The organism is Vibrio marisflavi CECT 7928, assembly GCF_921294215.1.
Classification (GTDB): domain Bacteria; phylum Pseudomonadota; class Gammaproteobacteria; order Enterobacterales; family Vibrionaceae; genus Vibrio; species Vibrio marisflavi.
Genome location: NZ_CAKLDM010000004.1, coordinates 78152 through 88331, shown reverse-complemented (window position 1 = coordinate 88331; position 10180 = coordinate 78152). Strand labels below are relative to the sequence as shown.

The 10180-nt window shown below is 45.3% G+C and carries 17 protein-coding genes; 3 read left to right on the top strand and 14 right to left on the bottom strand.

Going from position 1 to position 10180, the window contains the following annotated elements; genetic code table 11:
• Positions 1-363 (top strand): hypothetical protein (locus L7A31_RS21755; RefSeq protein WP_237364051.1); only part of this gene is annotated, 363 nt, incomplete at its 5' end.
• 102 nt (positions 364-465) lie between these two features.
• Here the strand turns inward: L7A31_RS21755 and L7A31_RS21750 are convergent.
• Both L7A31_RS21750 and L7A31_RS21745 read right to left on the bottom strand, forming a co-directional pair.
• Entirely contained in the window at positions 466-1959 is a 1494-nt protein-coding gene (locus tag L7A31_RS21750; RefSeq protein ID WP_237364049.1) for a terminase, read from the bottom strand.
• Between the two features lie 4 nt (positions 1960-1963).
• The gene (locus tag L7A31_RS21745) at positions 1964-3325 is read right to left on the bottom strand and encodes a hypothetical protein (protein ID WP_237364047.1); all 1362 of its coding nucleotides are present in this window, start codon (positions 3323-3325) and stop codon (positions 1964-1966) included.
• 217 nt (positions 3326-3542) lie between these two features.
• Between L7A31_RS21745 and L7A31_RS21740 the strand changes: the two genes are divergently transcribed.
• Together L7A31_RS21740 and L7A31_RS21735 are read left to right on the top strand one after the other, a co-directional pair.
• Positions 3543-3761 (top strand): helix-turn-helix transcriptional regulator, encoded by a 219-nt coding sequence (locus L7A31_RS21740; RefSeq protein WP_237364045.1) that lies wholly within the window; start codon positions 3543-3545, stop codon positions 3759-3761.
• Positions 3762-3812: 51 nt separating this feature from the next.
• On the top strand, positions 3813-4205 hold the full coding sequence (locus L7A31_RS21735) for a hypothetical protein (RefSeq protein ID WP_237364042.1): 393 nt from the start codon (positions 3813-3815) through the stop codon (positions 4203-4205).
• Here L7A31_RS21735 and L7A31_RS21730 read toward each other — a convergent pair.
• The 12 genes from L7A31_RS21730 to L7A31_RS21675 form a co-directional block, all read right to left on the bottom strand.
• Complete coding sequence (locus L7A31_RS21730) at positions 4202-4468, bottom strand: hypothetical protein (RefSeq protein WP_237364040.1); 267 nt, start codon at positions 4466-4468, stop codon at positions 4202-4204. The genes L7A31_RS21735 and L7A31_RS21730 overlap by 4 nt on opposite strands.
• Complete coding sequence (locus L7A31_RS21725) at positions 4461-5129, bottom strand: DNA-methyltransferase (protein ID WP_237364038.1); 669 nt, start codon at positions 5127-5129, stop codon at positions 4461-4463. The genes L7A31_RS21730 and L7A31_RS21725 overlap by 8 nt, the downstream gene beginning before the upstream one ends.
• On the bottom strand, positions 5116-5337 hold the full coding sequence (locus L7A31_RS21720; RefSeq protein ID WP_237364036.1) for a hypothetical protein: 222 nt from the start codon (positions 5335-5337) through the stop codon (positions 5116-5118). The genes L7A31_RS21725 and L7A31_RS21720 overlap by 14 nt, the downstream gene beginning before the upstream one ends.
• Complete coding sequence (locus L7A31_RS21715) at positions 5337-5624, bottom strand: HU family DNA-binding protein (protein ID WP_237364033.1); 288 nt, start codon at positions 5622-5624, stop codon at positions 5337-5339. The genes L7A31_RS21720 and L7A31_RS21715 overlap by 1 nt, the downstream gene beginning before the upstream one ends.
• Entirely contained in the window at positions 5617-5913 is a 297-nt protein-coding gene (locus tag L7A31_RS21710) for an HU family DNA-binding protein (protein WP_237364031.1), read from the bottom strand. Before L7A31_RS21710 ends, L7A31_RS21715 begins: the two co-directional genes overlap by 8 nt.
• The gene (locus tag L7A31_RS21705; protein ID WP_237364028.1) at positions 5894-6166 is read right to left on the bottom strand and encodes a hypothetical protein; all 273 of its coding nucleotides are present in this window, start codon (positions 6164-6166) and stop codon (positions 5894-5896) included. The genes L7A31_RS21710 and L7A31_RS21705 overlap by 20 nt, the downstream gene beginning before the upstream one ends.
• Before the next feature lie 87 nt (positions 6167-6253).
• Positions 6254-6955 carry a hypothetical protein gene (locus tag L7A31_RS21700; protein ID WP_237364026.1) on the bottom strand — a complete coding sequence of 234 codons (702 nt, stop codon included), beginning with the start codon at positions 6953-6955 and terminating at the stop codon, positions 6254-6256.
• Positions 6956-6981: 26 nt separating this feature from the next.
• A complete protein-coding gene (locus L7A31_RS21695; RefSeq protein WP_237364025.1) occupies positions 6982-7719 on the bottom strand; it encodes a VRR-NUC domain-containing protein in 738 nt (245 codons plus the stop codon).
• Positions 7719-9071: a hypothetical protein gene (locus L7A31_RS21690; RefSeq protein ID WP_237364023.1), complete on the bottom strand. Its 1353-nt coding sequence runs from the start codon at positions 9069-9071 to the stop codon at positions 7719-7721. The genes L7A31_RS21695 and L7A31_RS21690 overlap by 1 nt, the downstream gene beginning before the upstream one ends.
• A 33-nt stretch (positions 9072-9104) precedes the next feature.
• Positions 9105-9416 (bottom strand): hypothetical protein, encoded by a 312-nt coding sequence (locus L7A31_RS21685; protein WP_237364021.1) that lies wholly within the window; start codon positions 9414-9416, stop codon positions 9105-9107.
• 2 nt (positions 9417-9418) lie between these two features.
• Entirely contained in the window at positions 9419-9715 is a 297-nt protein-coding gene (locus L7A31_RS21680) for a helix-turn-helix domain-containing protein (protein ID WP_237364019.1), read from the bottom strand.
• On the bottom strand, positions 9690-10106 hold the full coding sequence (locus L7A31_RS21675; RefSeq protein WP_237364017.1) for a hypothetical protein: 417 nt from the start codon (positions 10104-10106) through the stop codon (positions 9690-9692). Before L7A31_RS21675 ends, L7A31_RS21680 begins: the two co-directional genes overlap by 26 nt.
• Positions 10107-10180: the final 74 nt, after the last annotated feature.

Genomic DNA, 10180 nt, shown 5'->3' with positions numbered 1-10180 from the left:
GAATTTAGAATTCGTAACCAAAGTCATAAAGACTTAATTGCTATGTATCTAACTTATGAAGATATAAAACTTCAAAGAGAAACCAAGCTACCCACTAAACTTAAGAAAGTTAGGGTAACTGCTGGTGGCTTGATTGCGATTAAGCATACAAGCGCACTGGATGACAGCTTTAAGATAATTGATGGATATAATGACCAAAGAAACTCTCTCTATGATGGAATTGATCCAATTGAATCCACATTAGAGCTTAATGGCCACCTCTATGATGAAGCTGTAGTGGAGCTGCATAGAAAGAAAGCCAAAGAAAAGAAAGGGACTAATGAAGCGAAAATTAGACCCGAGAACGAAGACTTAGTTAACTAAATACATAGCTAACTAAGTACTAACCGAAAGGTATATAAAAGGAGAAAACTATCAATCAAGGAAGAGAGGTGCTAACACGGAAAATGTTGGCACTCACATCTTTTAAACATCGGTCCCCTCTAATACCCAGTTACCCACCTCTTCATGCTGTTCTAACATTTCTTGAGTAATGATTTCTTCATGAGGTATGTAATCCGCTAATTGAGTGAAACAATACGTATCCCATCTATCTGGAGAAGGTATATTGAGTTTTTCCTTCATTTCCTTCTTGGGCATCATGGCCCAGGCACCCGTCTCAGTAATGCCACACGGTATCTTTGAGGCTTGGTCCTTAGTTTTGGTACTGCGGTCTATCTTCATTCGTCCCTGGTTAACCGCATCCCTGGCCATGATGTTGGCAAACGCACGCTTATTCACAAACCGTTTCTTGTCTGCGCTGGTGAACATCTTAAGCCCCCAGTGAATACGCTGTACGCGGCGATTGTACGTGCGCTCTAAGCAAGTGGCCGTGTCATAGCCTACCCCGTCACTATCAACCACCAGCGTGATATTAGGGTATAAATCCTCACTACACTCCGCATGAATGATGTCAGCAAAGCGAACAGGATCAACAGTCGATGGTTGCTCAAGCACTCGCTCGTTCTTAACTACTCGCTGCATTCTGTCTCCACCCACTTTGCAGATATTGATAATAGAGCGGTCACGGCCATTACCAACGTCACAAGTGGCCACCCAGCCCCATTCATCCGGTAAATCCACATCCACTCTGGACGCTTTCTCTAGAGCGGTATAACTAAGCAGCATACCGGCGACGGTCGTCGGGAACTCGCCTTTAACTTTGATTAGGTATTCAGGGGATTCAGTGCCGCCGTACTCTAGTCGCTTACTGATGATGAACTTGATGCTTACAAACGGGCTGTGCTCACTGTTAAGTACGATTGGCGTCCAATCGCCTTTAGGTTTGGCCAATTCATGGTGCGTTCTATAGAAGTAACCCGACGGTCTGGTGGGCTGAGAAAGTAACAGCATTCTGTTATCAGTTTCAGTCAAAGCACCCGTCATGACAGAGAACGCTTTATCAGAGACACCCGAGGCCTCATCGACAATTAGAAACAGTCTAGCCGCATGCTCACCCGCCAGTGCTTCCTCATTACCAATGCGACATGATTTCGCACCCGCCTCCCAAACTCCCTTGGCTTCCCTGGCATAAAACGTAGTATCGGTAAGTATGAAATACTGCTGTAACCACCCAAAGCGTTGAGTCAGTTCAATCCAACAAATCTTTAGATATTTCCATACACCTATTCGAGTCTGACGCTCGTTGTTCGCCACAATGATTACGCGAGAACCAGGGAATAACACCATGTAAGCAATAAGCATCGCCGCAGTCATATGTGACTTGCCGGTACCGTGGCCCGAGCTTACCGACGTTCTAGAGCCCTCTTCTTGTACAGAGGTTAGGATCTCTCTTTGCTGGAAACTTGGCTTCAAATCTATAACTTCAACGGCAAAGCGTATCCAGTCGTAGCGGTACCGTTTAACAAAGTCCCGATATCTTGGATCGCTGAGTATGCTTCTTATCTTCTTTTTGGCCATAGTGCTAACCCATGACCTCTAAGTTATCTAGCGAGTCAAAGTCATCAAACGCTTTGGTTTTTTTAGAGCCGTCATCGAGACTGTCATAACCTTTCCCCTCCAGGCTCTCACCGTTCTCTCTCGCTTCTTGCTCTTCTGCTAGCTTCTGCAGCTCTGCAATTCGGTTTGGCTTCCACTCATCAAGAATGGATTGCTGGTTTTGTCGGTACTCTAGGCTTATTTGGTCCAGCTCTTCTAGAGTCATTCCGTCGTCCTCGACTTCTGGCTCTGCAGTCGCGAGTTCGTGTTTAGCTTCATGAATCAGCATTGCAGGGACTTTGGCCCCTAACTTCTCGATGTGGGTAGCGGTGGTGACTGCATCCCAATTGTTCTTAGCTCTTTGCTGGAGTAATTCAGTGACGAGCTTGGCTTCTGCTGCTGGTAACAAACCAGGTAGCATCAATTCGGCTACTTTCTGCTTTCTGGCATCAAATCGACGCTTGTTCTCTAGCGAGGCCATATTGGTGATGCTCACTTCCAGCTCTCTAAAGCGCTGGTTGAAGCCGAACAGGTACCGATAAATCACTTTGTCTATGGGCTCATTGTCTTCACCACCATCATTGACGCTTTCAATGCCTTCCCGTTTGAGCCTGTTCAACTCATTTACTCGCCCGTTTATGGTCTTGGTCATTGTGAGTAGTTGAGCCCTGGCCAGGAGCAATTCATGAGTAACCGATAAGGGATCGACTTTTGAAACTGCATCAAAGATTTCTTCATCGATGTTCGCTAATGCGCAATATCCACCATGCACACGATTGGGGACCGAAATGGGATCATCTATGGCATCAAATTGCGCAGAATGCGCAGTTTGGGTTCCCCTATTTGTGCACATCTCTTCTTGATGAGCGATCGTGTGCGCACTTCCCCGCGAATTGTTAGCAGTTGTTTTGGCTGACCTTTTACTCTTTTTTGTGCTGGTGATGCGCGAATACTCTTCCATTTGGCGGTCGTAGCGATCGAACAGGGATCGGAAGTCGCCCCTTTTTCGCATTTCACCCACATTACGACGAAATGACGCCGGCTTAACGCCGATTTCTTTGGCGTATGCCGCCATGGTTAACGAGGGATTTTTAGTGGCAAGAGCAAGGAACTTAGAGACAACTTCTACCCAATCATGCGTGGCCTTACTCGGCTTGTTCTCAGAGCTTTGTTGCTTCTGCATTGCCAGTATTTCAGCTTTTGTCGGCTTCTTGAGGTACCGCCTCACCGACGCATACTTGAGCCCTGCACGCTCACAGTAATCAACCAATCGTAGGCCAGGTTCATCCATAAGTAGCGCGTTAAACGCCTGCTGGTGCTCCTTGTAATTGACCTTTGCTCTAGCCATTTGACTTCCTAAAAAATAAACATGTTAGGAATACTATTGCAATTCAAAAGGCAATAAAAGCCCCGAACTTAAAGGGCTGAATCAGCAAACCAAGGAATAAAAACGAGACATAAATTCGTTTTATTTTGTTGCAAGGCACATCAAGCAAGATACAATCCGAAGCGAGTGTAACGATATTTAATGCCTAATCGGCTAATTGAGATAAAAGGAAATAACGATGACTAGAGAAGCAGATATAACCATACCAGCTCATGATCGCCTGGTGAGAGAGAAAGAGCGCCAATTACTAACCAGCATTTCTCGCAGTCAAGCTTGGAAATTAGAGCAAGTTGGACTATTCCCGAAGCGCAGAAAACTATCTCCAAGAGGAAACACTGTTGTTTGGCTACTGTCTGAACTCAATGAATGGATAGCAAGTCGAGAACAAGTTAAATAATAATGCCTACCCCCACTAAGGCAAAGCGCTGCATTGATACGGAGCAATACCTTGAAAGCAGCAACGAGAAAGAGACAGCGAGCATTGGCAAAATCACGTAACCGACAGGCATTTTATAGGGAGAACCAAGTCGAAAAAGGATTGTGCGCACTGCAGGTCCGGTTATCTGCATACGCTCACAACAAAGCGTTAACGCTGTCAGTAGAACGGGAAACGTCGCTTACCAACATCTATGCATTAGCTGTAAAAGCAGCCAGGATGGCCGGTGAACTGCCAGAGCCACACGCCGTGGTGCTCGATGGCGAGTTGATTGGTACCAAGCAAATAAGCCCCTGGTTGGAAGCTGATGTGGCGGATAGCTTTGAAAAAATGGCCAAGAAATACCATTCAAGAACGGTCGCAATGAGCGCCATTGTTAACGCTTATTGCGACTCGCAGAACTAGGCTTTTGCTGAGGTTATCATTGTGCTAATGACAATCTCAGCGGCCATATTGCAGGCCTTGTCCATGTCTTTGGGCTCGGACAAGCCCAGGCGATGACGAGTGTTGTCTATCATATGCGTAGCGGACGCCTCAAAGGTTCCAGCGCTTGGATGCCAAACCTTTACAAACCAGTTTTCTATAATGGTCTGCTTTTGCGTCCAACCATCAGGCACATCACTCAATGGCTCATCCCACACCACCAGCTTAAGTAGCTCTTCAAACATGACACAACTCCAATAGCCTTTTTTCTAAGTGTTCATGAGCATCATCGCTAACATCATTACCTTTAACCGATAACCCCAGTTCTTGACCGGCCACCAGCGCGGAGCCACTACCAAAAAAGGGATCGATAAGAGTTTCACCCTCATTGCCACTTTGGTGAATGAGGTCTTTAAATAATGACACTGGTTTTTCAGTTGGGTAGCCCCTATGAACACGTTTGTGTGCCAGCACGTCAGGCATTCCAAGGTCTTTGAGCTTTCGCTTGCCCTTTTCAAAGAACAATACAAACTCATACCTGGCGCGATAGTGATACCCCATTCCCATGCACATTTTGTCCCAAACAATCGGCTTCCAGAACTTAAACCCTGCAGCCTCGGCCATTGGCTTAACGATAAACATCGTTTCTTGGTCGCACATTAAATAGAAATGGCGATTTTTCTTAAGAACTCGGTATAACTCGGTAAGTAACTCAGGGAATCGCTCATTGGGGAAGACGCTGAACCATAGATTGCTCGACTTCTTGGATTGCTTGAGCCTGGTTGTGGTCCCTTTCTTTCGGTGCTTTTCAAGGGATTCATAGGGTGGATCGGTAATAATCAAATCGACACTTTCATCATTGAGAGACTTTAGCCACTCAAGCGCATCTTGTTTAAATAGTTCCATTACTTGAGGTTTCCTGGTTTGGCGTGCACGTTACAGCTGAGAGTGCTTCTACTCGTTTTACTTCCATGGCTATCTTTTGATTTTCGACGCTTGGATACAGCACCAGCCAATAGAACGAATACACTCCCCCAATAAGGGAGAGTGATAAGGTAAGCAAAGCTGTAATTGCAAATATACGAAGAGCAATAACCATTGCTTTTAATGACATTACGCCGCTCCCATTCGAGCGATAAGCTTACTTGGCTTGAAGTAGACGACGCGAGTTGAGCGAATGCCTAACGCCTCACCGGTGCGCGGGTTCTTGCACTTGCCTTCTCTCACTGTGCAATGCCACTCACCAAACTTACGAAGAATGATCTTTTTGTCGTCTCTCAGAGCGCTAACAAACGCAAGCTCAATGGCATTAATCGTATCTTCAATTGTTGCTTTGTCAGTGTTCCCAACTCTTTCAGCAATTTTAGCGATGATGGCTGGCTTATTGATTAACTCACTCATAATTTCCCTCGATTCTAGACTTGAACTTGTTTGCTGGGTGAAACTTCAATAGCGAACGTTCTTGAATTTCAAACGGCTCTTTTGTTTTAGGGTTTCTTCCCATACGAGCGCGTTTATGCACACGACTAAAGCGACCAAAGTTAACCAGGGCAACATCATTCCCTTTATCCATCACTTCTTCTTCAACGATTTTTAAGAAAGCATCTAAAATGTCGGTGGCTTCTTCTTTGTGTATTCCTACACGCTCTCTGATTTCGCTAACTAAGCTTTCACGCTTCAATACTTTCATTGGCCAGCAAGTCCTTATTAATCTCTGCAAGTGATAAACCAAGCGACTCTGCATATACAGTGATCGCCTCCAAGATGAATTCCTCTCGACTGGAACAATTGGCTCGCTCACCAGCTAACCGGATAAGTTCACGCTGGCTTCTGCTTGCTTTGAATCCAATCTTTTTGATACCAAACTTCTCAAGCTTGCGTTTGTGGCGTGCCTGTCTTTGAGCTGGTGTGAATGGGATTTTTTTGGAGTCTTTTGATTTCATTTACAAGAGTATACACATTCCTAACGCCTTAGATAGATACCAAACAAAAAAAGGCCGCTTTTGCGACCTTTCAATTAGTTATATTGTCTACCCGTTCCGCTTGAACTTGGATAAGTGTCCGAAATACTGTTCCGGTACCGGTAAGGGCTTGTTGAGAGTCTTGGCTCGTTTCCCCGCTTGATAGATGGCGTTTTCCCACTCATCAAACGTCATATCTTTAAATCGACTAACTGGATTGCCGTCTTTGTTTGAAAGTATCCAGGTTCTCTCTGCATCACCATTGGCTATCGGCTCGCCGTCATCGTGAATCAATTCAAATAACCCTTTGGCCGGTATATAGCGAAGTCTAATCCCATAAATGGCACACAGTGAATCCACCAGCGCAGAGGTAATATTGAAGTTCTCATTGAAGATTAAACGATTGACGATAGGCCTCTGTAGTTTCTTTATCTCTGGAGTCCAACCAAAGACGATACAGCGAACGTTAGGGGGATTGATTTTATACCGGACCTCTAATAAGCCAGCATCAAAGAGATCGCGCATAACGCGCCAGTTCACGCGGTCCTTAGTGATGATGCTAGATGTCTTTGAATCGAATTCACAACGCCAGCCGCCGACTAACCACTTATAGGCCGTCGCTGAGCCCACTTCATTGTTTGGTAGGTAACTTAACAGCAAGTCATCTTCATAAAGCCAATCACACAGGAAGTTGCGGATTGATTTTGTGCAGTTGAGGCCGTCCAGGTCTAAAGGTTTTCGGCCTACTTCTCGGTAATGTTTGGCTAGCATAAACAGCCCTTTTTGTAGGTATTTCCTTATACTCTACTTTTACCATCAAAAAAGGGCAAACTGAGATAGCTAGATATCTGGGCTATGCAAGCCTCAAACCCCTTACTAGCTACCGCATAATATCCAAGCTCTGAATACTCTTCGAGTTTCTGCTTTTGCTCCTTACTGACTGTTCCTTTATCTGTTTTTACTTCCAGGAACATGCCGTGATAACAACCTCTTGGTAGTGGTAGAACAATGTCAGGGGTACCTTTCTTTTGTCCTTCATAACGCATATAAGACGCCGTTTTTGCGGCCCTATGCCCACCGTTCGGCACTGCAAAGATATGCGGGTAAGCCTTGGGAAACTGAGTCTCAATAGTGTAAAACAAGCGAACTTGGAGCCAATGCTCGGCCAATTTGCCATCACGCAGCGAATCAGGCACCTTAATTCCTTGAGCTAGCCTGGTTTTATGCGGGGACTCTAACTTGGTCCCTTTCACTGCGACCGCCCTGGCAATATCAGTATCAGAGCGAAGAATGGTTAAAGCCCAATCGGGCATGGAATCAGTGGTCACTGACAAGGCAGCTGGTGCCGTATTTGCTGCTGCACATTCAGGGACTTCCACCAGCGGTTTAACTGCTCTATTTAACTCTTTAAGTGGGCCGTCAATGTCAAAGTCGCCACCATGGCCAGCTTTGACGCCCCGTTTTTTCCATTTCTTACGCTTAGTCACTTGCTGCTCAACAAAATCTAAGCCAAATCTAGGTGCTCCCTTCCCCATTACCGGCCCTTCCTTTTCGATTTACCTTTGCCAGCGTTCGCCAGCACAAAGTTGGTCCCAAAGCGTTTATTCACTCGATTCACCGCCGCTTGGTTTCTAGGAATGAGCTTTTTAGCATTCTCTAATTGATTGACGACGTTCACCAGCTGGTCTTGATTGATGAATTTGCTTAAGCGCTTGCCAATGTCGACGACTTCTACCGCCCTGGTCCAATCGAGATCTAACAGCCTGGCGTTACGAACGATGTTCCGAGTCCTAGCAGTACTGTTTGCTACTGCAGCTTCAATTTCAGAGACAGAAAGAGATTTAATGCCTGATACCAACGCATCATGATGTTCTTTCGGTAGTCGTATTGCTTCATGAACTGATTCGGGGATCTGCAGCTGGCCGTTAGTGTCAACGAAAGCAATATGGCCCTCGCCCCTAGAGTTCATAACATGAGCCAGGCCGTAAGAGTGATCAGGTTCGATACCACCATCAAACAAAGCAGTCACACGGCTCAAGATGTACGCCTTCCAGCCATCGGCACTAAACACCGGCTTAAGGTCGTCATGTTCTTTCATCAACGTTAAGTAGAGGTTGTCGTTTTTAACTTGCTCGTTTTCTTGATTAAGCATGCCGATGTAATGCAATTGCTCGTCCAGGTGCTCGATGAAGTTTTTGTAGTTATCATCAGCGTTTAATACACCAGCTTCGCTAGCTTCATTCTGACGAATTAGTGACTCTGTAAGTTGAGTGAGCCCTTGAACTTTCTCTCCTTGTTTGGCGTGCTCTTTTTCAAGCTGGCTGTACTTTTTATTCAGAGCCTTATTCTTGTCTGCAGCCAGGGACCGTTCGTTATTCACTCTTTCAAGATCGCTCTTAAGCTGATCAAGCTCTTTCTTGTTAACAATGCCACCAAGTCTAGCCAATTCAGCTTTAACCTTGTTTTGTACAAGCGTAGGGATGCCCTCTATCTCATCATTCGCGAGCTTCAATGCTTTCTGCAGCTTTTCACGCTCAGACAGTACAGAGTTGAGCTTTATCTTGAGTGATTCATTTTCACCAGCCAGGGTTTTAGCAAGTTCATCAGACTCATTTCGCTTGTCTCGCATGTAATCAGTCTCGGCATAAGCACGACTTCTTGACTCTAAAATTTCTGTTCTCTCATTGAGAAGTGCTTCGTACTTGGCTTTTAACTCAACATCAGCAAAGCCTTGACGCTGGTTTAGTTTGAATGTTTGCTCATCAATGATGTGCTGTTGAAGTTTGATAACGTCGATTTCTAGATTATCAACGTGAGGAAGAACCTCTGCAGGGATATCCCACGGAAGATCTACAGTGAAATAGTGCTCTGATTGTGTTTGTTGCATGGTGTTTACTCGCATAGACGGGGGGAAGCGAAATTAAGCTGCGAATTTGAGCAAGCGCTCTTCTAAATCGTTCAGCCAGATAAAAGTCTCTGAATCTTTTGCTCGCCAGGGTAAGGAACTCTCAGAAAGCGCATGCATTACATCGTACCAATCGCTCCCGCTCTCGATGGCGATACATCGGACTGAGAAGTGAAAGAGATCGGGATTGTCGGTAAAGTCGGTTTCTTGGATATCTTCACGAAGATTATGCAGAGCGCGGTTCGTCATTCGCATGAGTATTTTGTGCAAATCGATAGCTTTAGGTGTTTTTGCTTTGGCTTTTTCTTTGGCTCTTGTCCTGGACATAACTACAACACTCCTTCTAATACGCATTTCTGAGGATGAGATAACTTGGAGCTATCAGCGAAGAACAACCACTCTCTAGGCACCTTTGTGATTTCAGCAATCAGCTCAACCGTTGTGGCCTTTGGCTCTGATTCGCCTTCCTCTATTCTTCTGTACGTAGCAGGAGTAATACCAAGGCCTGCAGCCATTTTTTCTTTGGACAGATAACAATGTAAGCGTGCTCGTTTGATTCGCATTGCTCTTTGACTCCGGTGCTCTGGCGAGCGCAATTGGTTAATCTTTTCTGTTACAGCCTTCATAAAACTTCCTCACACTGCTTGCTTTCAATAGCTCTCGCTCTTCATCGGTCATGCGAGCGTTCCTTAGTTCAACTTGCAGTGCTGTGATGCGGGTTTTCGCCCAATCCATACACTGCTGCTGGTATTTAATGATGTTTACGTGATCGGACAGGTCGTATCCGGTGCCTTCGCAGACCGCACACTCAAATGAGCGAAATAGCCCCTCAATCTTTTTAGAACCGTCACATGATGGGCACTTTTTTAACTTATCACCCGCTGTTTTTGGTTTGGCTGGCTCTGGTTTGTCCTGGACCTTAGGAAAGGAATCAAGAATTGATGGGTTGTTCTTGTCGCGCTTCTTCCTACGCAAATCAAGAAACGTACTCTTTGACATTGATAGTTCATCTTCCATTCATTCCATTCCTAACGCCTTTTGTGTGATACACATAATAAATTAAACGTTAGGAAAATAAAACCCTTGAATGT

What these genes read in the sequence shown, in the direction of transcription:
- L7A31_RS21750 (WP_237364049.1), bottom strand. Translation starts at nt 1,959, where the DNA reads ATGGCCAAAAAGAAGATAAGAAGCATACTCAGCGATCCAAGATATCGG.
- L7A31_RS21730 (WP_237364040.1), bottom strand. Translation starts at nt 4,468, where the DNA reads ATGTTTGAAGAGCTACTTAAGCTGGTGGTGTGGGATGAGCCATTGAGT.
- L7A31_RS21720 (WP_237364036.1), bottom strand. Translation starts at nt 5,337, where the DNA reads ATGTCATTAAAAGCAATGGTTATTGCTCTTCGTATATTTGCAATTACA.
- L7A31_RS21740 (WP_237364045.1), top strand. Translation starts at nt 3,543, where the DNA reads ATGACTAGAGAAGCAGATATAACCATACCAGCTCATGATCGCCTGGTG.
- L7A31_RS21710 (WP_237364031.1), bottom strand. Translation starts at nt 5,913, where the DNA reads ATGAAAGTATTGAAGCGTGAAAGCTTAGTTAGCGAAATCAGAGAGCGT.
- L7A31_RS21725 (WP_237364038.1), bottom strand. Translation starts at nt 5,129, where the DNA reads ATGGAACTATTTAAACAAGATGCGCTTGAGTGGCTAAAGTCTCTCAAT.
- L7A31_RS21745 (WP_237364047.1), bottom strand. Translation starts at nt 3,325, where the DNA reads ATGGCTAGAGCAAAGGTCAATTACAAGGAGCACCAGCAGGCGTTTAAC.
- L7A31_RS21695 (WP_237364025.1), bottom strand. Translation starts at nt 7,719, where the DNA reads ATGGGGAAGGGAGCACCTAGATTTGGCTTAGATTTTGTTGAGCAGCAA.
- L7A31_RS21715 (WP_237364033.1), bottom strand. Translation starts at nt 5,624, where the DNA reads ATGAGTGAGTTAATCAATAAGCCAGCCATCATCGCTAAAATTGCTGAA.
- L7A31_RS21675 (WP_237364017.1), bottom strand. Translation starts at nt 10,106, where the DNA reads ATGGAAGATGAACTATCAATGTCAAAGAGTACGTTTCTTGATTTGCGT.
- L7A31_RS21690 (WP_237364023.1), bottom strand. Translation starts at nt 9,071, where the DNA reads ATGCAACAAACACAATCAGAGCACTATTTCACTGTAGATCTTCCGTGG.
- L7A31_RS21680 (WP_237364019.1), bottom strand. Translation starts at nt 9,715, where the DNA reads ATGAAGGCTGTAACAGAAAAGATTAACCAATTGCGCTCGCCAGAGCAC.
- L7A31_RS21705 (WP_237364028.1), bottom strand. Translation starts at nt 6,166, where the DNA reads ATGAAATCAAAAGACTCCAAAAAAATCCCATTCACACCAGCTCAAAGA.
- L7A31_RS21685 (WP_237364021.1), bottom strand. Translation starts at nt 9,416, where the DNA reads ATGTCCAGGACAAGAGCCAAAGAAAAAGCCAAAGCAAAAACACCTAAA.
- L7A31_RS21700 (WP_237364026.1), bottom strand. Translation starts at nt 6,955, where the DNA reads ATGCTAGCCAAACATTACCGAGAAGTAGGCCGAAAACCTTTAGACCTG.